Below are 21,517 nucleotides of genomic sequence, written 5' to 3'. Positions count from 1 at the left end.
GACGCGGAAGTAGTGTCTGCATTGTGACGCAGATTCGCATCAAGGATGCCGCCCGGCTGCTCGGCGTCAGCGACGACACCGTGCGACGGTGGATCGACCAGGGCGCTCTGCCGGCCGGCAAGGACGGCGCCGGGCGCAAGATCGTCGAGGGAGCCGAGCTCGCCGAGTTCGCCCGGCGGCAGGCGGACGAGGCACCCGATCTGCTCGGCGTGGGCAGCTCCGCCCGCAACCGGTTCGCGGGAATCGTGACCCGGGTGGTCGCGGACACCGTCATGGCGCAGGTGGAGATGCAGTGCGGCCCGCACCGCGTCGTCTCGCTGATGAGCCGCGAGGCCGTCCGGGAACTCGGCCTCGAACCGGGCAGTCTCGCGGTCGCCGTCGTCAAGGCCACGACGGTCATCGTCGAGACCCCCGGAGGGGCATCGTGAAACCCGCTCTCGCAGTCGCCGTCGCCGCGCTCGTCCTCGCCGGATGTGCCGGGGAGGCCGGCGGCGGCCCGGGGTCGCCGTCCGGGGCCGCGGGTGAGCTCACGGTGTACGCGGCCGCGTCGCTGCAGGCGCCCTTCCGCGAGATCGGCGCGGACTTCGAGGCCCGCAATCCGGGCACCCGCGTCGTGTTCGACTTCGCGGGCTCGTCGGACCTCGTCGCCCGCCTGTCGCAGGGTGCCGAGGCGGACGTCCTCGCCACCGCCGACGCCGCCAACATGACCAGGGCCGTCGACGCCGGTGTCGTCGCGGGCGATCCCGTGGCCTTCGCGGCCAACACCCTCACCATCGTCACCGAGCCGGGCAACCCGCTCGGCATCACCGGTTTCGCGGACCTGGGCCGGCCCGGAGCCGACGTCGTCGTGTGTGCGCCGCAGGTGCCGTGCGGCGCGGCGTCGGCCCGCATCGAGCAGGCCACGGGGGTCGACCTCGCTCCGGTCAGCGAGGAGTCGTCGGTGACGGACGTCCTCGGCAAGGTGACCAGCGGCCAGGCCGACGCCGGGCTGGTGTACGTCACCGACGCCCGGCAGGCCGGGGACGCCGTGACCACCGTGCCGTTCCCCGAGTCCGCCGCGGCCGTCAACACCTACCCCGTCGCCGTCCTCGCAGAGGCGGCGGATCCCGCGGCGGCGTTCGTCGCGCACGTCACCGGGCCCGACGGGCGACGGGTCCTGGCCGAGCACGGGTTCGCGGGCCCGTGACGCGCGTCCGTCCGGCGGGGCTGCCGGCGTGGATCTACGTCCCCGCGCTCGTCGGGGGACTGTTCGTCGCCGTGCCGCTGCTGTCGCTGATCCTCGCCGTCGACTGGCGGCACTTCCCGGATCTGGTGACCTCCGAGGCGTCCCTGCAGGCCCTGGCCCTGAGCATGCGGACCGCGGGTGCCGCCACGGTGCTGTGCGTCCTGCTGGGCGTGCCGATGGCGACCGTGCTCGCGCGCAGCACCTTTCGCGGGCTTCCGGTGCTGCGCTCGCTCGTGCTGCTGCCACTCGTGCTGCCGCCCGTCGTCGGCGGCATCGCGCTGCTGTACACCTTCGGTCGCCGGGGACTGCTCGGCGAGTACCTCGAACTGCTCGGAATCCGTATCGCGTTCTCCACCACGGCAGTGGTCCTCGCGCAGACGTTCGTCGCGTTACCGTTCCTGGTGATCAGTCTCGAGGGCGCCCTGCGCACCGCCGGCACCCGGTACGAGGCGGTCGCCGCAACGCTGGGGGCACGCCCGACCATCGTCTTCCGCCGCGTCACCCTCCCCCTCGTGCTGCCGGGACTCGCGTCCGGCACCGTCCTCGCCTTCGCGCGGGCGCTCGGAGAGTTCGGCGCTACCCTCACCTTCGCCGGCAGCCTCCAGGGTGTCACCCGCACGTTGCCGCTCGAGATCTACCTCCAGCGGGAGACCGACGCCGACGCCGCGGTGGCGTTGTCGCTGCTGCTCGTCGTGGTCGCGCTCGTGATCGTCGTCGCCGTGCGGGGGCGACGGGCAGCGGGTGGGCCGTGACCGGACTGCAACTGCGGGCCCGGGTCGAGTCCCGCGACGTCGACCTCGCGGTCGCCGCGGAGTCCGGCAGCGTGCTCGCCGTCCTGGGGCCCAACGGTGCCGGGAAGTCGACCGCGTTGAACGTGATCGCGGGGTTGCTGCAGCCCGACGACGGCCGCGTCGAGGTCGACGGGCGGGTGCTCACCGACACGGCGACGGGGGTGGCGGTGCCGCCGCACCGCCGCGCGGTGGCGCTGCTCGCCCAGCAGCCGCTGTTGTTCCCGCACCTGAGCGTCCTCGACAACGTCGCATTCGCTCCCCGCAGTGCGGGACGCGGCCGATCGGCCGCCCGCGCGGCGGCGTGGCGGCACCTCGCCGCCGTCGGCGCGACGGACCTCGCCGACCGGAAACCGCGGCAGCTCTCGGGCGGTCAGGCCCAGCGCGTCGCGATCGCCCGCGCGCTGGCCGCCGACCCCCGGCTGCTGCTGCTCGACGAACCGATGGCGGCCCTCGACGTGACGGCCGCCCCGGCCGTGCGGTCGCTGCTGCGCACGGTCCTGAAGGACGCCGGACGCACGGCACTCGTGGTCACCCACGACCCGCTCGACGCCCTCGCCCTCGCGGATCGTACCGTCGTCGTCGACGGGGGCCGGATCGTCGAGGCAGGCACGGTGCGCGACGTGCTGTCCCGGCCGCGCAGCGCGTTCGCGGCCCGCATCGCGGGACTGAACCTGCTCGCCGGCACCCTCACCGCGGACGGCGTCGACACCGTCGTCGGCCGGGTGCGGGGGGTGCCCGACGACGACTGCGCGCCGGGGGATTCGGCGGTCGCGGTGTTCGCCCCCGCGGCCGTCGCGGTCTATCCCGACGAGCCGCACGGCAGTCCCCGCAACTCGTTCGCCGTCGTCGTCGGGGAACTCGAGGTCCGCGGTGCCACCGTCCTCGTCCGCGCCGCCGAGTCCGGGATGACCGCCGAGGTCACCACGTCCGCAGCCGCCGATCTCGCACTCGCACCCGGCGCGGCGGTGTGGTTCGTCGTCAAGGCCACCGAAGTCCGCATCCACGCCGCCCGCTGACCGAGCGAACGCATCGTTCCGTCGGGCCGCGGAGGTGAACGGTACACTCGCTCGGCTCCGCTGCGGCGCAGCCGGATTCAATCCAGGCGGGCGCGCATCAGGTAGACGTTGTAGCTGTCCCACTCCGACACGGTGAAGTACAGGTCCCGGCCGTCGGACCAGGGATGCATGAAGCCGCCGTAGGCCTTCGGGTAGTCGGCCGTCCGCACCAGCGGCGTGGCATCCGACCAGTGGCCCTGAGGTGAATCCGACTCGCGCAGCACGATGTTGCCGGCGATCGGATCCAGGTAGCTCATCTGCCAGCGGTCTCGCGCAGCGTCGAACCGCACCGACAGCTCGCTCGCCGCGCCGTCGGCGAGTGGGGTGGCGAGCTGCTCGAAGACCGGCATCCAGCGGTCGTGTACCCAGTACTGGTATGCGGAAGGGTTGAGCACGTCGTCGACCGGCACGCGGGCCAGGCCCACCGACCCGATGCGGCCGTTCGGGGTGCCGAACATGTAGACGTGGTCACCGTGCGGCACCATCGTCGCGACCTGGAACCGGCCCAGCCCGAACACGTTGTCCCAGCGGGCATGTGGATCCTTCACCCACGTCTGTCCGTGGTCGTCGGAGTAGGCGATGCCGCCGTGGTTCGTGTACCACATGCCCGGCACGACGCTCCACCGTCGCACGGACATGTAACTCAGGTACTGCCGGTCGCCGATCGCGAAACCGGACGTGGGGATGACGGTGGTCTCGAAGTTCTTCACATGCCGGGCGTCGAGGATCTCCGCGGCGTGGCACGGGCTGTCCTGCACCATCGCGTCGATCGTGAGGCCGTCCGACAGGTCCGCGTCGCGGCTGAACGCCAGCACGTTGCTGCGCCAGTCGCCGCCGGCCCCGCCCGGCGGGGACCACTGCGCACCGAACGTGTCGCCGAAGGCGAGGGCCACCTCCCCGGGGCGCGTCTCCCACGCGATGCCGAGATCGGTGCCGTGCACGGCCCAGCGCGCGTCGGTGCGATTCTCCGAGCCGGGACCGGTGAGCTGGGAAATCAGTTCGACGTCGCCGACGACGGGCGCGGGCGGGCGGGCGGTGACCGTGCCCGGCTCGAACGGCGGATCCTCCCGAGGCGGGGCCGGTGGGACGGGTGCACCCGGCGGGCCGGGCACGGGGATCGGGATCGTCTCCGGCTGCGGATCCAGTTCGACGCGAGGCAGGAAGCTCGAGGATCCGCTCGAGCCTGTGGAGCCGCTCGAGCCTGCGGACCCACTCGAGCCGCTCGAGCCGCTCGAGAGGGTATCGGGAGCGTCCGGCGCGAGGCCCGGAACCGGGCACGGGTCGGCACACGGATCGGCGGGTAAGGGTTCCTGCGGCACGCGGGTGACGTCGGGCTCCGGTCCGGGAACCGGGACCGGCACGATCTCGGGATACGGCAGGGGGATCTTCACGACGGGCGGGATGTCGACCCGCGGCAGCTGCGGCGCGCCGGGGTCCGGCGGCTCCACCGCCGGGTCGAAGCCCTCTTCCCCGCACGAGTTGACCGGCGGGGCGGCCGAGGCGTGGCCGGGCAGCGCGAGCAGCGGCAGCGCCAACGAGACCAGGGCGAGCGCCGACAGCGGTGTGCGGTGCCTGCGTGCCATGGCGTTCTCCTCCGGGACGGTCGGGAAAATGCCCCGCGAACCTAACAAATCCGGCGCCCGAAACCGCGCAGGCTCACATGCGCAACCGGCGAACCGCCGTCGCCGCGACGAGCCCGCCGGCATACACCGCCACTCCGGCGAGCGCGAGCCCCGGGCTGCGGCCGTCCGGCGCGACGATCAGGGCCGCCGCGACGATCGCCACGAGGAACGCCATGTTGAACACGGTGTCCTGCAGGGCGAACACCTGTCCGCGCCGGGCGTCGTCGATCTCGATCTGCATCGCGGCGTCTCCGGTGAGCTTGACGGTCTGACCGACGAGACCCAGCAGGAACGCGGCGACGAGCAATGCCGTTTCGTCGAAGCCGGTGACCAGGACGAGCTGGACGATGCCCGCACACGTCAGTGCCGTGACGACGGTGCGGGGCCGGCCGAGGCGCGGGATGACGAGCGGGGCGGCGACCGCCGCGACGAGCATCCCGGCGGCGGTGGCGCCGACGGCGACACCGAATCCGACGAGCCCGCCCGGCAGCGCGGCACCGTCGGCGTCGCGCAGCACCAGCACCATGATGAGCGTGTCGATGCCGAAGACGACGCGGTGCGCGCCGATGCCGATCATCGCGACGGTGACGCCGGGCGCCTCCCACACCGCCGTGGCGCCGGTGTGCAGGCCGGCGGCGACGGCGCGGATCGGGTGGCGCGGCACGGCCCGGTCGGGACCGAGCGCGTGACGGGCGAAGCCGCCGGCGGCGAGCGCGGCGACCACGGATCCGCTGACGCCGAGCGCCACCGCCACCCCGGAACCGAAGTCGCCCTCCCCCACGAGACCGATCGTGGCGACAGCGACGCCGGCCCCGACCGCGGAGATCCCGGAACCCACCGTGGCGAGCACGGAATTGACCGGTACCAGCCATGATTGACGCACCACATGCGGGACGGACGCCGAGACCCCGGCGAGCACGAAGCGACTGACACCGACGGCGGCGAGGGCGAGCAGCAACAGCGGGGTCGAACCGCCACCGGTGAGGAGCAGCGCCGACATCGCGACGACGAGCACGGCGCGCAGGACGTTGGCGACGACCAGCACCAGGCGACGGTCCCACCGGTCGAGCAGGGCGCCGGCGAACGGTCCGACCACCGAGTACGGCAGCAGCAGCACCGCGAACCCGGCGGCTATCGCGGCGGGATCGGTCTGGCGCTCGGGGTTGAACAGGATCGCCCCGCCGAGCGCGGCCTGGAACAGCCCGTCGCCGAACTGACTGGCGAAGCGGACGGTCGTCAGGCGGACCAGTCCGGGCGATCGGCGCAGTGCCGTCGCCGTGGAGCGCCACGCCTGCCGCCTCGACTCCCGCACAGTGCCCGACACTATCGGTCCGACACTATCCGTCCGGCGCGGGTCGTCTCGCTGCGACGGTTCCGCCTCCCCCGCCACGTCCCCCGGCCTACCCTCTGCGCAACCGGCAACTTCCGGAAGAGGGGACACACCGCCATGTGCCGACTGTTCGGGCTGACCGCCGCGCCGCACCGGGTACACGCCACCTTCTGGCTGCTCGACGCGTCCGATTCGCTGGCCCGCCAGAGCCGGCGCGAACCCGACGGCACCGGTCTCGGAACGTTCGCCGACGACGGCCGCCCGGTGGTGGAGAAGCAACCGCTGGCGGCGTACGAGGACCGCGCGTTCGCCACCGAGGCGAAGGAGCGGCGTTCCCAGACGTTCGTCGCGCACATCCGGTTCGCCTCGACCGGGGGTCTCGACGTGGGCAACACGCATCCGTTCGAGCAGCGCGGGCGGCTGTTCGCCCACAACGGGGTCCTCGGCGACCTGCCGCGGCTCGAGGCCGAACTCGGCCCGTACCGCGATCTCGTGGCGGGCGAGACGGACTCGGAGCGGTTCTTCGCGCTCGTCACCCGCCGCATCGACGAGCACGGCGGCGACGTCGGTGCCGGCCTGACGGCCGCCGTCCGGTGGGCCGCCGAAAATCTGCCCGTCTACGCATTGAACGTGGTCCTGACGACCGCGACGGAGCTGTGGGCGCTGCGGTATCCGGACACCCACGACCTGTTCGTCCTCGAGCGTCCCGCCGGCGGCCCGCACGGAGGCCGCCACCTCGAGCACGCCAGCGAGGCCGGCACGGTCCGCGTGCGGTCGGGCCACCTGGCGCGGCAACCGGCGGTCGTGGTCGCCAGCGAGCGCATGGACGAGGATCCGGGCTGGTCGGACCTGCGCAGCGGGGAGTTGCTGCACGTCGACGGCGAACTCCGGGTGACCCGCACCGTCGTCGTCGACGAGCCCCCGCGGCACCCGATCACCCTTGCGGACCTCGACGAGCGGGCGGCCGCGTCCCAGACCGGGAAGTGAGCGTCACTGCTCGCGCCACCACTGCACCGTCGCGGCCGCGGCCTCGGGCAGCGGCGTCGGGCGCAGGCCGAGGAGTTCCTCGCTGTACGTGGAGTCCATGACGAACGGATCGGTGAACTGGTAGAGCATCTCGGCCAGTTCGCGGGCGTCGCGGTTCACCAGCGCGGCGGCACGCAGCAGCCAGGTGGGGATCGTGCCCACCTTCGGAGCCGGCATCTGCGCCGCGGCGGCGAACGCGGCGACGAGTTCGCGCTGGGTGCCGGCCGGGCCGGTGGGGGCGTGCAGGACCCGGTTCCACGCCGCTGGCTTCGACGCGGCCGCGATCATGGCGGCCGCCAGGTCCGGCACGTAGGTGAACGAGTGCGGGACGTCGGGTGAGCCGAGTACGCGGGGGCTGCGCCCGGCCAGGACGGTCGGCACCATCCGCTCGCCCGCGTGGGCGTTGCGGGCGTGGGGTCCGAAGAAGTCGGACGCGACCACGCTGACGGTCGGGGTGTCGCTCTCGGCACGGCGGTCCAGCAACCGGGCCCGTACCCCCCGCTTGCCGGTGGTGCTCGCGCGCGGCGACGCCTCGGTCATGACCCGCTCGGGTTCGCTGTACGAGTACAGGCTCTCGGGGAAGACCACGACCGCGCCCGTGCGGCCGGCCGCCTCGAGAACGGTGCGCTCCGCGGCCGGCAGTTCGCGTTCCCAGGTGTCGGCGCGGTAGGCGGAGCCATGGATGCAGTGGTACACGGCACCGGCACCCTCGAGGGCGGGACCGAGCAGGGCGGGATCGGAGACGTCGACCCGGCGGCGCTCGACGAGCGGATGCTCCGGACCACTGCCGGACCGGGTGAGGACGCGGACGCGGTGGCCCCGGCCGGCGAGTTGTTCGGCGACGGTCCAGCCGACGGGACCGGCGCCGGTGACGACCTGCAGATTCGACATGGTGTCCAGCTCCTTCGAAATGTGAGCACTGCTCTCTGTTCGGGACAACAATGCGCGCCGCGGCGGGGAAAGTCAAGAGCGGTGCTCACTTTTGTTGACAGTGCTCACGAATCTGGCAGGGTGAAAGCCATGACCGGAACCCCCCGCGCCCGCGCCCGCCGGCAGACGATGGCCGACATCCTGCGGATCGGCCGCGAACATCTCGCCACCCACGGCGCCGCCGCCCTGTCGTTGCGCGCCGTCGCCCGCGACCTCGGCGTCGTCTCCTCGGCGGTGTACCGCTACGTCGCGAGCCGCGACGAACTGCTCACCCTCCTCGTCGTCGACGGCTACACCGAACTCGCCGACACCGTCGACGACGCGCTCGCCGATGTCGCCGTCGACGCCCACGCCGAGCAGTTCCGCGTCCTCGGCCGCGCGGTGCGGACCTGGGCGCTACGCGAACCCGCGCGCTACGCCCTGTTGTTCGGCAGTCCGGTTCCCGGGTACCACGCTCCCGCAGAGCAGACCACGGGCCCGGGCACCCGCGTCGTCGTCCGGCTCGTCCGTATCCTCGACGCCGCGTACGCCGCCGGCGCCCTCCGCGTCCCGGCCACCGTCGCCGTGCCGGACAGCCTCACCACCGATCTCGGCCGGATCCGCGCCGCACTCGGTTCCGGTGTCCCCGACGCGGCCCTGGCCCGCGGTGTGCTGGTCTGGGCTGCCCTGTTCGGGGCCGTGAACTTCGAGGTCTTCGGCCAGTACGGCACCGACTCCTTCACCGACCCCGAGCAGTTGTTCGACCATCACCTCGCGGTACTCGCCGAGACCGCCGGTCTCTCCTGAACGTCTCCCCGCCTTGCCGCCACGCCGCGTCGGCGACGGTGGGATGATGTCGGGGTGGCGCAGCATCAGGACGAACCCGAGGACCGCACGGCACCGGCGACACCGGCCGTCCGACCCGGAACGCTGCTCGTGTCGGCCACCGACCTCGTCGAGCCGACCTTCCGGCGCACCGTCGTCTACATCGTCGAGCACGGGGACGTGGGCAGTCTCGGCGTGGTGCTCAACCGCACCAGCGACACCGCGGTCCAAGCCGTGTTGCCGCAGTGGACGGAGCTCAGCGCCGCACCCAAGGCGCTCTACGTCGGCGGTCCCGTCCGGCGGGACTCTGCTCTGTGCCTGGGTACGCTGCGCGTCGGCGTCTCGGTCGACGGGGTGCCGGGGGTGCGCCGGATCGACGGGCGGGTGGTCATGATCGACCTCGACTCCGATCCGGCCGTCATCGCCCCGCTCGTCGAAGGCATCCGCATCTTCGCCGGCTACGCCGGGTGGAGCGCCGGGCAGCTCGACGGCGAGCTCGGCAACGACGACTGGATGGTCATCTCCGCCCTCCCCCAGGACATCCTCGGGCCGCCCCGGGTCGACCTGTGGGCGCGGGTGCTGCGCCGGCAGCCGCTGCCGCTCGCGCTGCTGGCCACCCACCCCATCGAGGTCGAACGGAACTGAACGCTCCAGGGCTCGGTGCGCGAAGTGAGAGCCCGGTGCGCGAAGTGAGAGCTCAGTGCGCGAAGTGCTGCTCGCTGGAGTGCCGGAGCGGACCCTCCTTGCGCAATTCGGTACACACCCGTTCGATGTCGGCGAACAGCTGCCGCGCGAGGTCGGCGCTGAACCCCTCCCGGACCACGATCCGCAGCACCGCAACCTCCTCGGCGTCGGCCGGCATGGTGTACGCGGGCACCTGCCAGCCGCCCGCCCGCAGCTCGTGCGAGACGTCGAACACAGTGAACCCCGGATCGCCGGTCAGCTCGAATGCGATCACCGGGATGGCGGTACCGTCGGAGATCACGCGCATCCCCTCCAGCCCGGCGAGCTGCTCGGCCAGGCGGCTGGCGGTGGAGCGCAGCGTCTCCATCACCCGGCGATACCCGTCGCGGCCGAGCCGCAGGAAGTTGTAGTACTGGCCGACGATCTGGTTTCCCGGCCGCGAGAAGTTCAGGGTGAAGGTGGGCATGTCGCCGCCGAGATAGTTGACCCGGAAGACCAGTTCCTCGGGCAGGTGTTCCTTGTCGCGCCACACCACGAATCCGATGCCCGGATAGGTCAGTCCGTACTTGTGGCCGCTGACGTTGATCGACACCACGCGCGGCACCCGGAAGTCCCACTTCAGTTTCGGCTGCAGGAACGGCACGACGAAGCCCCCACTGGCCGCATCCACGTGCAGCGGCACGTCGGGACCTCCCGAGGCGGCCACGTCGTCGAGCGTGGCGGCGATCTCGGTGACCGGCTCCAGCTCGCCGGTGTACGTCGTGCCGAGGATCGCGACCACCCCGATCGTGTTCTCGTCCAACGCCTCTCGCACCTGCTCCGGGGTGACGACGTACCGTCCGGGTTCCATCGGCAGATACTTCGCCTCCACGTCGAAGTAGCGGCAGAACTTCTCCCACACCACCTGAACGTTGCTGCCCAGCACCAGGTTCGGGCGTGCTGTGGTCTGTCCCGCGGCCTGCCGCCGGGCCCGCCAGCGCCATTTGAGCGCCAGCCCGGCGAGCATCACCGCCTCGCTCGAGCCGATCGTGGACACGCCCGTCGCCGTACCCGGGTCGACGTCGGACAGGCCCGGCGCGTGGAACAGCTCGGCGACCATCGCCACGCAGCGCTCCTCCATCGCCGACGTCGCCGGATACTCGTCCTTGTCGATGAGGTTCTTGTCGAACGTCTCGGCCATGAGCACGCCGGCCTGCGGCTCCATCCACGTGGTGACGAATGTGGCGAGGTTCAGCCGCGAACTGCCGTCGAGCATCAGTTCGTCGTGGATGTACCGGTACGCCTCCGCCGGGTCCATCGAGTGCGCCGGCAACCGTAGCGCCGGAACCGGCTCGCTGTCGAGGCGCCCGGTGTACGCCGGTGCGAGGACTCCGTCCGGGTGCAACCGCTTCCGATGGCTCACGTCGGCCTCCGTACTCGTCGGCTATCGCTGTACTCGTCGGCAATCGCTCCCATTAGACCGGATCGGCCGCGGACTCGCGGCGTGTTCGGGAAGCGGCATCCGCCGCGGTCGGTCAGCGACGGTCGGCGAGCGCGTTCAGCGCGCCGGCCATGCGTTCCGCCTGCGCCGCGGTGACGGTGAACTCCTGCCCGCCGGCAACGGTGAGCACCAGCGCGGGACCCGTGATCGTGACGAGGCCGTACCGGCCCCGCCCCTTGGTGCGCAGTCCCCACCCACCCCAGTCCTGGAAGGGACGCACGTGCGCGACCCGCGCGCCGACGATCTCGTCGAGGTCGTAATCCACCGCCGTCATTCCCAGGTTCTGCACCCGCACGCCCGCGCCGTCGACGACGACGCGGAAGCGCAGCAGGCTCAGCACGAGCGCGGCGACCGGCAGGAAGATCGCCAGCGGCCACCAGCTGCGCGCCGCGCCGCACACGACGACGGCAGGTGCCACCACCAGCGCCGCAAGCGCCACAGTGGTGCGCGTCCCGGTACCGACCTGCTCGACGATCGGCAGCTCGACCGGCCCCCGCGGCAGCGCCGGATCCGGGCGGCCGGTTGCCGGCCGCCGGACCCGGTGATCCCGCAACCGGGACGCGCCGAGCACCCCGGCGGCGACGCCGAGCGCGACGCCCGCGCCGATACTCCACATCGGCAGCCGTGCCTGTTCGGCCGGGGTGTCCAGTTGGCTCGCGAGCACCGTCGCACCCAGGGTGGACAGCAGGCCGGTCACGCCGAGACCGAGCACCAGCATGTAGCGGCGCATCAGCAACATCGCGGGGGCCAGCGCCGCGATCGCGCTGCAGCCGCCGCCGACCAGCAGGATCACCAGCGCCATCGTCCACGAGAACGAGACCGGGTCCGAGAATCCGTCCGGTGCGGACCCGGACCAGTGCGTCGCGATCCGCGGGGGCAGCCGCGATTCCCACACCCGGGTCAGCAGCAGTGTCGCCGCGGCGGCGACGAGGGGCAGGCCCAGTCCGAACAGGGCCCCGGCGGGGTCGATCACGCGGCGGGTGGTCACGGCCCCAGCGTAGGAAACGGCGTCGTCGACCACCCCCACGAACGGGGGATTGAGGGCCTGTGCCCGGGGCTGCAGGCTCGTAGAGAGAACTCGAGCACGACAGGATCGAGGCCGACATGACCACCACCAAGTCCACTGCCCTGACCGACGACGACATGGACGTGATGACATTGCTGCACGCGGCGTTCCGGCGCGACGTCGGACGCCTGGCGAACGTGGCACAGACCTACGGCACCGAGACCGACGAGGTCCACGATGCGCTGCTGGTCGGCTGGCACGGTTTCAGCCGGGAACTGCACCACCATCACCGGATCGAGGACACGCACATCTGGCCGCTGATGCGCCGCAAACTCGCCGACCGGCCGGACGATCTCGCGGTGCTCGACGACATGGAGGCCGAGCACTCTCTCATCGATCCGACGCTCGCCGCGCTCGAGGCGGCGTTCGACGATCGGGAGCACGGGCCGGAGCAGGTGCCTCATCGCATCGACGACCTCGTCGGACTGCTGCGGTCGCACCTCGCGCACGAGGAGCGCGACGCGTTCCCGCTCATCCGGGAGGTGATCACCGTCCCGGAATGGCGCGCGCTCTCCAAGGCCTCGGTGAAGGAACTTGCCTACAGCGACATCGCGCAGCTGGGGCCGTACGTCGTCGAGGGCGCCACCCCCGAGCAGGCGCGCCGGGTGCTGAGCGAATTGCCCGTGCCGCTGCGGCTCGTCCACCGCTTCTGGTGGAACCCGCGCTACCAGCGCGTACGCCGCTGGGGGTGACGGCCGCCCCCGAGGCGCCGGCTTCAGTTCACCGGGTCCGGCTGCTGCGGCTGCTCGAAGAAGCCGTCGGCGCCGACGGGGGTGCCCAGACGGGGCACGTACTCGGTTTGTGCGAGCTTGGCGACCAGGGTCGCGCGGCTGTTGACGCCGGTCTTGGCGAACACCGCCTTCAGATGGTCCTGCACGGTGTACGGGCTGATGCCCAGCGAGCGGGCGATCTCGTGACGGGTCTTGCCGGCGAGAAGCAAGGCGAGAACCTCGGATTCACGCCGCGTCAGTCCGTGTGCCGCCGCCACCAGGGTGACGATCTCGGGTAGCTGCGCCCGTTCCACGGTCATCAGCACCCGCCGGGGCGGATGCTCGCTGTCGAATCGTCCGACGCGGATCACGAGCCATTCCCCGTCGAGGGTACGGGCCCGCAGGACGGTGGCATCCGCCCCCGAGCGCCGCAGCCACAATGCTGCAGACACCGCGGGCGCACCGGTCTCGGGATTGCCGCGCGGGCCCCAGCCGAGTCGTTCGAAGTACTCGAGGGCGGAAGCGGTGACCGACTCGAACTCGTCGTCGGGTCCGACGATCGCCACCGCCGGGCCGTCCGGGCCCGGGGCCGGGACATGCGCGCTGCTACGGAACAACGTGGTGCGCAACCCTTCCCCGATGTCGACGAGGACAGCGCCCAGAGTGTCGAGTTCCTCGTCGGCGAACTCAGAACCCGGCCGCCTGGCCATCGTGCACGCGCCCCAGCACGCGCCGTCGCGACCGCGGAAGAGCATGCGGACTTCGTCGTGCAGGCCGCTCGGCGCGAGCAGGTCGGCGTAGTGGCGGCTGCTCGTCACATGGTCGCCCGTCACCTCCCGGAGGGTGCGGATGGGGACCGCCCGCCCCACCAGCGAGCCGAAGCGGCTCGGCTCCGGATCGGGACCGTACTCGAGTTCCAGGGCCGTCGCGTACACCCGCGGTGTCTCGTAACCGCGAGTCGTCAGCGCGGTGGGGATCAGCACGGCGGGATCGATGGTGGCCAGGCAGACACCGTCGTAGGGCACCCGGGCGCGGATCGCGTCCAGGACGACCTCCCGGAACTCGGTCGAGTCCGTCGCCGCGGCGGCCGCATCGCGGATCGTGGACCTCAATCGGGCGCCGGCCAGTGCCGGGGTCACCCTGTCAGTATCGCGTCCGAACGCGCGCTCGGGAACCCTCCCGCAGATTCCTGCGCTCGGGCGGTGACAATGCGCCCGCCGCTGCGCTCGGGCGGTGACGTCGCGCCCGCCGCTGCGCTCGGGCGGTGACAATGCGCCCGCCGCTGCGCTCGGGCGGTGACGTCGCGCCCGCCGCTGCGCTCGGGCGGTGGGGGTTCGCTCAGGCGGTCGGCTCGCAGGCGCCGCGCAGGCTGCACGCCCCGCACGACGTGCCGCAGCCGGCGGTCTCGGCCGGAGCGCTGGCTGCCGCGACGCGGGCACCGATGGAACCGCCGACACCGGCGGTGAAGAAGGCGGCGATACCGGCACCCACGACGGCGATCAGGCCCGGGACCGTGTCGAGCGTGAGCGCGCCCACGCCGCCGAGGACGAGCAGGCCCGCCGCACCGAGCTGACTGGGAGCCGCGACCTTGTTGGCCAGGGCGAACGTCTCCTCGTCGCGCAGGGCCTCCGCGGTACGCACACCCGCCCACCGGTTGCGCGGCAGCCGTCCGGTCAGACCCGCGACGGCGACCCCGGCGACGACGAGAGCGAGCACGAACAGTACGAGGGCGACGATCAACACCCCTCGAGGATACGTGGGAGACGCAGCCGCTGGTCGGGCCGGGGCAGGCCACGCTCTACCCTGGTCGGAGGTAACCGACGTCAGCCAAGTAGATAGCGACCACCGTGACTCGTCCTGTGCAGCCCTCCACCTCGTCGTCCGACGCCACCCCGCAGCACCGATACACCGCCGATCTCGCCGGCCGGATCGAGCAGCGGTGGCAGGATCAGTGGCGCGAGCGTGGCACGTTCAACGCGCCGAATCCGGTCGGCCCGCTCGCCGGCGACGTCCCCGAGGACAAGCTGTTCGTGCAGGACATGTTCCCCTACCCGTCGGGGTCCGGCCTGCACGTCGGGCATCCGCTCGGCTACATCGCCACCGACGTCTACGCCCGGTACCACCGCATGCTGGGGCACAACGTCCTGCACACGCTCGGCTACGACGCGTTCGGACTGCCGGCCGAGCAGTACGCGGTGCAGACCGGCACGCACCCGCGCACCACGACCGAGGCCAACATCGAGAACATGCAGCGGCAGCTGCGCCGGCTGGGGCTGGGCCACGACGAGCGGCGCTCGGTCGCCACGACGGACGTCGACTTCTACCACTGGACCCAGTGGATCTTCCTGACGATCTACAACGCCTGGTACGACCCGGAGCAGAACCGGGCGCGCCGCATCGACGAGCTCGCCGCCGAACTCGACGCCGGCACCCGCACGCTCGCGGACGGACGCGACTGGGCGTCGCTGTCGAAGGCCGAGCGGCTCGCCGCCCTCGACGAGTACCGGCTGGTGTACCGCTCGGATTCCCTCGTCAACTGGTGCCCGGGTCTGGGCACGGTGCTGGCCAACGAGGAGGTCACCGCCGACGGCCGCTCCGAGCGCGGCAACTTCCCGGTGTTCCGCAAGCACCTGCAGCAGTGGATGATGCGGATCACCGCCTACTCCGACCGTCTCATCGACGACCTCGAGTACCTGGACTGGCCCGAGAAGGTCAAGACCATGCAGCGCAACTGGATCGGGCGCTCGCACGGAGCGCAGGTGAAGTTCGCGGTGCGGGGCGCCGGCGATGCGGAGACCGGCCGCGACATCGAGGTGTTCACCACCCGCCCCGACACCCTGTTCGGTGCCACCTACGTCACGCTGGCGCCCGAGCACGCGCTCGTCGACGAGATCGTCGCCGGTGCGTGGCCGGAGGGGGTCGACGAGCGCTGGACCGGTGGCGCCGCCACCCCGGCCGAGGCCGTCGCCGCTTACCGGGCGTCGATCGCCGCGAAGTCGGATCTCGAGCGGCAGGAGAGCAAGGAGAAGACCGGCGTCTTCGTCGGCGCCTACGCCGTCAACCCGGTGAACGGGCAGTCGCTGCCGGTGTTCATCGCGGACTACGTGCTCACCGGGTACGGCACGGGCGCGATCATGGCCGTGCCCGGTCACGATCAGCGCGACTGGGAGTTCGCCACCGCGTTCGGCCTGCCGATCGTGGAAGTGATTGCGGGCGGTGATATCTCGCAGGAGGCGTACACCGGCGACGGAACGCTCGTGAATTCCGGCGAGCTGAACGGGCTGAGCGTCGCCGACGCGAAGAAGGCGATCATCGCGAGGCTCGAGGAGTCCGGCGCGGGCACCGGCACCATCCAGTACAAGCTGCGGGACTGGCTGTTCGCGCGGCAGCGGTACTGGGGCGAGCCGTTCCCCATCGTCTACGACGCCGACGGCAACCCGCACGCCCTGCCGGAGTCGGCTCTGCCGGTGGAACTTCCGGACGTCGAGGACTACGCGCCGGTGTCGTTCGATCCCGAGGACGCGAGTTCGGAGCCGTCGCCGCCGCTGGCCAAGGCCGAGGAGTGGGTGAACGTCGAGCTCGACCTCGGTGACGGGCTGCAGCACTACACCCGCGACACCAACGTGATGCCGCAGTGGGCCGGCAGCTCGTGGTACCAGCTCCGCTACATCGACCCGACGAACAGCGACGAGTTCTGCGCCAAGGAGAACGAGGCGTACTGGACCGGTCCGCGTCCGCAGATCCACGGCCCGCACGACCCCGGCGGGGTCGACCTGTACGTCGGCGGTGTCGAGCACGCCGTGCTGCACCTGCTGTACGCGCGGTTCTGGCACAAGGTGCTGTTCGACCTCGGCTACGTCACCTCGTCCGAGCCGTACCGGCGCCTGTTCAACCAGGGCTACATCCAGGCGTACGCCTACACCGATTCGCGTGGCGTGTACGTGCCGGCCGAGGAGGTCGAGGAGCGCGACGGGAAGTTCCTCTACCGGGGCGAGGAGGTGCACCGCGAGTACGGCAAGATGGGCAAGTCCCTGAAGAACTCCGTCGGGCCGGACCAGATCTGCGACGACTACGGCGCCGACACGCTGCGGGTGTACGAGATGTCGATGGGCCCGCTGGACCAGTCCCGGCCGTGGGCGACCAAGGACGTCGTCGGTGCGCAGCGGTTCCTGCAGCGGGTGTGGCGGGCCGCGATCGACGAGGAGGCCGGCACGCTGCGGGTCACCGACGCCGAGCCGACCGACGAGACGCGGCGTGCCCTCAACAAGGCGATCGCGGGCGTGTCCGACGACTACGCGGGCCTGCGCGACAACACTGCCATCGCCAAGCTGATCGAGTACACCAACCACCTCACCAAGGCGTACCCGGACGGGGCGCCGCGGACGGCGGTGGAACCGCTCGTGCTCATGCTGGCGCCCGTCGCCCCGCACCTCGCCGAGGAACTGTGGTCGCGGCTCGGGCACACCGAGTCGCTCGCGCACGGCCCGTTCCCCGTCGCGGACGAGAAGTGGCTCGTCGAGGACACGGTCGAGTACCCGATCCAGGTCAACGGCAAGGTGCGCAGCCGCATCACCGTGCCGGCCGACGCGGCGCGGGAAGCGATCGAGGCGGCCGCCCTCGCGGACGAGAAGATCGCCGCCCTCCTCGAGGGCGCGGCACCCCGGAAGGTGATCGTCGTACCGGGCAAGATGGTGAACGTGGTCAGGTAGTCGACCGGTCCGTTCTCGGGAGCGCACCGCGTGGCATGCCACAATGCGCGCATGAACGCACCCGATACCGAGCGGTCTCTTCCCGACCTCGCGGCCGTCCGTGCCGCTATCGACGGACTCGACGCGAAACTGGTCGAATTGCTCTGTGAGCGTGAGGCTCTGGTGCGCCGCGCAGCCGAACTGAAGTCCACCGCGGCGGAGGTCGCGGCGCCCGACCGGGCCCTGCTCGTGATCCGGCGCGCGGCCGAGGCGGCGGCCGCGCGGGGAGCAGACCCCGCTGTCGCGGAAGCGGTGTTCACGGCGATGGTGCAGTCCTTCGTCGCGCTCGAGCTGCGCGCGCACGCCGGCGAATCCTGACGGCGACCCGGTCGCGCCGGAGCGGGCCGCCGACCGCCCTCACCCGTCCGGCGAGCGGCGGCCGTCCCCGGCGGCCCGGCCGCCTTCCGCGACGTCCCGGCCGCCGTCCCGGCAACCGGCGCCGGACGAGCGCTGACGTGCCGGCGCCCGCGACCGGGTGCTCATCGGCCGCCCGCCGCGATCCGTGAGTGGACGAAATCGACGACGTCGTCGAGAACCTCGTCGCGGTTGGTCTCGTTGAAGATCTCGTGCCGCGCCCCGGGGTAGACCTTCGACGTCGACTGCGGGCCGGCGAACGTCGCCCAGCCCTCGCGGCTGCCCCCGAGGGGGACGAGCCCGTCGTCCTCGCCGTGGAGCCACAGCACGGGCACGTCGCCGACGGTGCCCGCGGCGGTGATCGTGTCGAGGCAGTGTTGCAGCGCCTCGACGGTGGGGCGCTTGAAGGGACCGTGCCACACGAGTGGGTCGTCCACGTACGCACGGCCCACCTCCGGGTCCCGCGACAGCGTCGCGGGGTCGATGGGGGCGTCCGGGATCTGCTCTGCCGCGAGCATCGCTTCGAGCGCGGGCCAGCGGCCCAGCACCGGGCCGGACAGGACCACCGCGGCGAGTTCGGAGCCGTAGCGCTGCGCGTACCGGGCGGCGATCATCCCGCCCATCGAGTGCCCGACGAGCACCACCGGCAGGCCGGGATGATCGCTGCGGGCCGTGGCGTCGAGCAGGCGGAAGTCGTCGACGACCCGCTCGAAGTCCTCGATCAGGACGCGTTCGCCCTCGCTGAGCCCGTGCCCTGTGTGGTCGACGGCGTAGACCACCGCACCGTCGGCGACCAGCCGGGTGGCCACGTATTCGTAGCGTCCGGCGTGCTCGCCGTAGCCGTGGCACAGCAGCACGACGTACCGGGGGTGGTCGTGGACCCAGCACCGGGCGGCCAGGGTGCCGGCATGCCCCGGCAGGGGGAAGGTGGTGGTCTCGTTCATCGAGGCTCCTCGGGGTGTGGCCGTGTGCCAGGACAGCCAAGCACTGCCGACCGCTCCGGCGTGGTATCCGCGCCGGGTGTCGGGTTCCGGCCCGGCCGCTGTGACCGGGTCGGCGCGGCAGGCGGGAACTCGTCCGCGGCCCGGTTCGTCGTATTCTGTGACAGGAAGTCGTCGTCTATCGCAGAGAGAGCCATGAGACGCGCCAAGCGCAAACCTCGAAGACCCTCCCCGCCCCAGAGTGACGGCCCGTCCGTCACCGCCCCCCGGAGCCGACCGTGCTGACAGTCCTCGGTATCGCACTCGGCATCCTCGTGGTCCTGGCCATCACGGCCCTGACCGGCTATTTCGTGGCCCAGGAGTTCGCCTACATGGCGGTGGACCGGTCCCGGCTGAAGGCGCGTGCCGAAGCCGGTGACACCGCAGCCGCCCGCGCCCTGTCGGTCACCCGCCGCACCTCGTTCATGCTCTCCGGCGCTCAGCTGGGCATCACGGTCACCGGCCTGCTCGTCGGCTACGTCGCCGAACCGCTCATCGGCAGCGGCCTCGGCGAGCTCCTCGGCGGCGTCGGGATCCCCACCGCGGTCGGGGTGGCGGTCGGCACGGTGCTGGCGGTGCTGTTCTCGACCGTGGTGCAGATGGTGTTCGGTGAGCTGTTCCCGAAGAACCTGGCGATCGCCCGGCCCGAGCCGGTCGCGCGGTGGCTGGCGCTGTCGACCACGCTGTATCTGAGGCTGTTCGGCTGGCTGATCAAGTTGTTCGACGCCTCGTCGAACCTGCTGCTGCGCGCGCTGCGGATCGAACCGGTGCACGACGTGGAGCACTCGGCCACCGTCCGCGACCTCGAGCACATCGTGGCCGAATCCCGGGAGGCCGGCGAGCTGCCCAAGGAGTTGTCGACGCTGCTCGACCGGATCCTGGACTTCCCGACCCGCACCGCCGAGCACGCCATGATTCCGCGGGCCCGGGTGGACTACGTCCGGGCCGGGGAACCGATCACGCAGGTGCTCGCGAAGATGAGCGCGGGGCACACCCGGTACCCGGTGGTCGGTGCGTCCGCCGACGATCTGCGCGGAGTCGTGCACCTCCACGATCTGCTCGCGCGTGACACCGCGACGGGCACGGCCGGGACGGTGTGCCGGCCCGCGGTGATCGTGCCCACCACCCTGCCGCTGCCGGACGTGCTGGCCCGGCTCACCGAGGGACACGAGGAGATGGCGCTGGTGGTCGACGAGTACGGCGGCTTCGCCGGCGTCGTCACCGTCGAGGACATGGCCGAGGAACTCGTCGGGGAGATCGCCGACGAACACGACACCGCCGTCGAGACGCAGGTGATCACCCGCCAGGGTGAGGGCTGGGTGATCCGCGGCGACGTGCACCTCGACGAGGTCGCCCGCACCCTGGGCCACGAACTGCCCGAGGGGGACTACGAGACCCTCGCCGGGCTGGTCATCGCCGAATTCGGCGGCCTGCCCACCGTCGGAGACACCGTCGCGATCCCACTCGAGCCCGATCCGGCGGAGCTGGCGCACGTGAACTCGCCCCCGACGCGGACGCTGATCGCGGAGGTCCGTGGGATCGACCGGCACGTGCCGGCGTCGGTGCTGGTGACCGTACGGACCGATCACGAGGTGAGCGACGATGAGTAACCCCTGGATCGTGCTCGCCGTGACGGTCGGCCTGATCGCGGCGAGTGCCTTCTTCGTCGCGGTCGAGTTCGCGCTCATCGCCGCGCGCCGGCACCGCCTCGAGGACGCCGCCCCGCACAGCCGCTCGGCCCGCGCGGCGTTGCGCAGCGCCTCGGAACTGTCGGTTCTGCTCGCCGGGTCCCAGCTCGGCATCACCGTGTGCACCCTGGCCCTCGGCGCGGTGACCAAGCCCGCCGTGCACCATTGGCTCACCCCGGCCTTCGAGAACTGGGGTGCGCCGCTGTGGCTGGCGGACGTCGCGGGGTTCGTCCTGGCGCTGATCATCGTGACGTTCCTGCACCTGGTGGTCGGCGAGATGGCTCCGAAGTCCTGGGCGATCGCGCACCCGGAGAAGTCGGCGACCCTGCTCGCGATCCCGATGCGGGCGTTCATGTGGGTCACCCGCCCGGTCATCGTGCAGCTCAACCACCTGGCCAACTGGTGCCTGCGGCGGGTCGGGGTCGTCCCGGTCGACCAGGTCGGCACCGGCCAGGACCCGGACGCGTTGCGGCACCTGGTCGAGCACTCGGCCACCGTGGGCACTCTCGACGAGCGCTACCACGGGCACCTGACCAGCGCCCTCGAACTCGAGGCGCTGACCGTCGGCGACATCGTCCGCCCCAACGCCCGGCCGAGCAGTGTCCGGCCCGACGCGGACGCCGCGCAGATCCAGGACACCGCCCGGCGCACCGGGCACCTGCGTCTGCTCGTGCGCGGCAACGGGCACATCGACGGGGTGGTGCACGTGCGCGACAGCCTGCACGCCGCGGCGGGGATCACCGCCGCCGAGCTGATGCGCCCGGCGCTGACCCTCGAGGCGACGGTGCCGGTGTACGAGGCGCTGCGCACCATGCGCGAGACCCGCAACCACCTGGCCACCGTCACCGACAACGGACAGGTGGTCGGGTTGATCACCCTCGCCGACGTCCTCGAACGGCTGCTGCCGACCGCCGAGGCGGGCGTCTGAGCCGGGTGCGGACGGGTGCCCGCGAGGCGGCGGTACCGCCGGGCATTCCCAGTCCCGGCGTGCGCTGCTAACCTCCGTTGCTAGAACGCGTTCTAG

General features: G+C 71.9%; 20 protein-coding genes. 12 read left to right on the top strand and 8 right to left on the bottom strand.

Annotated elements, in window-relative coordinates; translation table 11 throughout:
• Positions 1–23: 23 nt before the first annotated feature.
• From QNA09_RS23495 to QNA09_RS23480, 4 genes are read left to right on the top strand one after another with little or no spacing between them, the layout of a single operon-like run.
• The gene (locus QNA09_RS23495; RefSeq protein ID WP_059175060.1) at positions 24–428 is read left to right on the top strand and encodes a molybdopterin-binding protein; all 405 of its coding nucleotides are present in this window, start codon (positions 24–26) and stop codon (positions 426–428) included.
• The gene (gene modA / locus QNA09_RS23490; protein ID WP_119700242.1) at positions 425–1,186 is read left to right on the top strand and encodes a molybdate ABC transporter substrate-binding protein; all 762 of its coding nucleotides are present in this window, start codon (positions 425–427) and stop codon (positions 1,184–1,186) included. Before QNA09_RS23495 ends, modA begins: the two co-directional genes overlap by 4 nt.
• A complete protein-coding gene (locus QNA09_RS23485) occupies positions 1,183–1,977 on the top strand; it encodes an ABC transporter permease (RefSeq protein WP_119700241.1) in 795 nt (264 codons plus the stop codon). Before modA ends, QNA09_RS23485 begins: the two co-directional genes overlap by 4 nt.
• Positions 1,974–3,032, top strand: a complete 1,059-nt coding sequence (locus tag QNA09_RS23480; protein WP_017681034.1) for a sulfate/molybdate ABC transporter ATP-binding protein — start codon at positions 1,974–1,976, stop codon at positions 3,030–3,032. The genes QNA09_RS23485 and QNA09_RS23480 overlap by 4 nt, the downstream gene beginning before the upstream one ends.
• Before the next feature lie 77 nt (positions 3,033–3,109).
• Here QNA09_RS23480 and QNA09_RS23475 read toward each other — a convergent pair whose 3' ends face one another.
• A complete protein-coding gene (locus QNA09_RS23475; RefSeq protein WP_102031786.1) occupies positions 3,110–4,654 on the bottom strand; it encodes a DUF4185 domain-containing protein in 1,545 nt (514 codons plus the stop codon).
• 73 nt (positions 4,655–4,727) lie between these two features.
• A complete protein-coding gene (locus QNA09_RS23470; protein WP_102031785.1) occupies positions 4,728–6,005 on the bottom strand; it encodes an MFS transporter in 1,278 nt (425 codons plus the stop codon).
• 135 nt (positions 6,006–6,140) lie between these two features.
• On the opposite strand from QNA09_RS23470, the gene QNA09_RS23465 reads away from it, so the two are divergent.
• Positions 6,141–7,010 (top strand): class II glutamine amidotransferase, encoded by an 870-nt coding sequence (locus QNA09_RS23465; protein ID WP_003936677.1) that lies wholly within the window; start codon positions 6,141–6,143, stop codon positions 7,008–7,010.
• Between the two features lie 3 nt (positions 7,011–7,013).
• Here the strand turns inward: QNA09_RS23465 and QNA09_RS23460 are convergent, their stop codons facing one another.
• Entirely contained in the window at positions 7,014–7,940 is a 927-nt protein-coding gene (locus QNA09_RS23460) for an NAD-dependent epimerase/dehydratase family protein (protein WP_119700240.1), read from the bottom strand.
• 129 nt (positions 7,941–8,069) lie between these two features.
• Between QNA09_RS23460 and QNA09_RS23455 the strand changes: the two genes are divergently transcribed.
• Positions 8,070–8,765, top strand: coding sequence for a TetR/AcrR family transcriptional regulator (locus QNA09_RS23455; RefSeq protein WP_119700239.1), 696 nt, complete (start codon positions 8,070–8,072; stop codon positions 8,763–8,765).
• A gap of 54 nt (positions 8,766–8,819) precedes the next feature.
• A complete protein-coding gene (locus tag QNA09_RS23450; protein ID WP_054370794.1) occupies positions 8,820–9,428 on the top strand; it encodes a YqgE/AlgH family protein in 609 nt (202 codons plus the stop codon).
• A gap of 52 nt (positions 9,429–9,480) precedes the next feature.
• Here QNA09_RS23450 and QNA09_RS23445 read toward each other — a convergent pair whose 3' ends face one another.
• Both QNA09_RS23445 and QNA09_RS23440 read right to left on the bottom strand, forming a co-directional pair.
• The gene (locus QNA09_RS23445) at positions 9,481–10,869 is read right to left on the bottom strand and encodes a glutamate decarboxylase (protein ID WP_119700238.1); all 1,389 of its coding nucleotides are present in this window, start codon (positions 10,867–10,869) and stop codon (positions 9,481–9,483) included.
• 112 nt (positions 10,870–10,981) lie between these two features.
• Entirely contained in the window at positions 10,982–11,935 is a 954-nt protein-coding gene (locus QNA09_RS23440) for a DUF1648 domain-containing protein (RefSeq protein ID WP_119700237.1), read from the bottom strand.
• A gap of 116 nt (positions 11,936–12,051) precedes the next feature.
• Between QNA09_RS23440 and QNA09_RS23435 the strand changes: the two genes are divergently transcribed.
• Positions 12,052–12,705 (top strand): hemerythrin domain-containing protein, encoded by a 654-nt coding sequence (locus QNA09_RS23435; protein WP_119700236.1) that lies wholly within the window; start codon positions 12,052–12,054, stop codon positions 12,703–12,705.
• Positions 12,706–12,728: 23 nt separating this feature from the next.
• Here the strand turns inward: QNA09_RS23435 and QNA09_RS23430 are convergent, their stop codons facing one another.
• Together QNA09_RS23430 and QNA09_RS23425 are read right to left on the bottom strand one after the other, a co-directional pair.
• On the bottom strand, positions 12,729–13,862 hold the full coding sequence (locus QNA09_RS23430) for a response regulator transcription factor (RefSeq protein ID WP_119700235.1): 1,134 nt from the start codon (positions 13,860–13,862) through the stop codon (positions 12,729–12,731).
• A 199-nt stretch (positions 13,863–14,061) separates the two neighbouring features.
• The gene (locus QNA09_RS23425) at positions 14,062–14,466 is read right to left on the bottom strand and encodes an SdpI family protein (protein WP_010595402.1); all 405 of its coding nucleotides are present in this window, start codon (positions 14,464–14,466) and stop codon (positions 14,062–14,064) included.
• Between the two features lie 104 nt (positions 14,467–14,570).
• Between QNA09_RS23425 and leuS the strand changes: the two genes are divergently transcribed.
• Positions 14,571–17,432 (top strand): leucine--tRNA ligase, encoded by a 2,862-nt coding sequence (gene leuS / locus QNA09_RS23420; protein WP_029540110.1) that lies wholly within the window; start codon positions 14,571–14,573, stop codon positions 17,430–17,432.
• 51 nt (positions 17,433–17,483) lie between these two features.
• A complete protein-coding gene (locus QNA09_RS23415; RefSeq protein ID WP_010595400.1) occupies positions 17,484–17,789 on the top strand; it encodes a chorismate mutase in 306 nt (101 codons plus the stop codon).
• Positions 17,790–17,950: 161 nt separating this feature from the next.
• On the opposite strand, the gene QNA09_RS23410 is transcribed toward QNA09_RS23415, so the two are convergent.
• Positions 17,951–18,769, bottom strand: a complete 819-nt coding sequence (locus QNA09_RS23410) for an alpha/beta hydrolase (protein ID WP_010595399.1) — start codon at positions 18,767–18,769, stop codon at positions 17,951–17,953.
• 275 nt (positions 18,770–19,044) lie between these two features.
• Between QNA09_RS23410 and QNA09_RS23405 the strand changes: the two genes are divergently transcribed.
• Both QNA09_RS23405 and QNA09_RS23400 read left to right on the top strand, forming a co-directional pair.
• On the top strand, positions 19,045–20,415 hold the full coding sequence (locus QNA09_RS23405) for a hemolysin family protein (RefSeq protein WP_119700234.1): 1,371 nt from the start codon (positions 19,045–19,047) through the stop codon (positions 20,413–20,415).
• Positions 20,408–21,421: a hemolysin family protein gene (locus QNA09_RS23400; RefSeq protein ID WP_119700233.1), complete on the top strand. Its 1,014-nt coding sequence runs from the start codon at positions 20,408–20,410 to the stop codon at positions 21,419–21,421. The genes QNA09_RS23405 and QNA09_RS23400 overlap by 8 nt, the downstream gene beginning before the upstream one ends.
• The last annotated feature ends 96 nt before the right edge of the window (positions 21,422–21,517 follow it).

The organism is Rhodococcus sp. AH-ZY2 (assembly GCF_030916465.1).
Taxonomy (GTDB): Bacteria; Actinomycetota; Actinomycetes; order Mycobacteriales; family Mycobacteriaceae; genus Rhodococcus; species Rhodococcus ruber.
This window is presented reverse-complemented; position numbering and strand designations above follow the sequence as displayed.

Excerpts from the sequence above, each read along its gene's own strand:
- QNA09_RS23475 (WP_102031786.1), bottom strand. The coding sequence starts at position 4,654 with ATGGCACGCAGGCACCGCACACCGCTGTCGGCGCTCGCCCTGGTCTCG.
- QNA09_RS23465 (WP_003936677.1), top strand. The coding sequence starts at position 6,141 with ATGTGCCGACTGTTCGGGCTGACCGCCGCGCCGCACCGGGTACACGCC.
- QNA09_RS23460 (WP_119700240.1), bottom strand. The coding sequence starts at position 7,940 with ATGTCGAATCTGCAGGTCGTCACCGGCGCCGGTCCCGTCGGCTGGACC.
- QNA09_RS23455 (WP_119700239.1), top strand. The coding sequence starts at position 8,070 with ATGACCGGAACCCCCCGCGCCCGCGCCCGCCGGCAGACGATGGCCGAC.
- QNA09_RS23435 (WP_119700236.1), top strand. The coding sequence starts at position 12,052 with ATGACCACCACCAAGTCCACTGCCCTGACCGACGACGACATGGACGTG.
- QNA09_RS23415 (WP_010595400.1), top strand. The coding sequence starts at position 17,484 with ATGAACGCACCCGATACCGAGCGGTCTCTTCCCGACCTCGCGGCCGTC.
- QNA09_RS23410 (WP_010595399.1), bottom strand. The coding sequence starts at position 18,769 with ATGAACGAGACCACCACCTTCCCCCTGCCGGGGCATGCCGGCACCCTG.
- QNA09_RS23400 (WP_119700233.1), top strand. The coding sequence starts at position 20,408 with ATGAGTAACCCCTGGATCGTGCTCGCCGTGACGGTCGGCCTGATCGCG.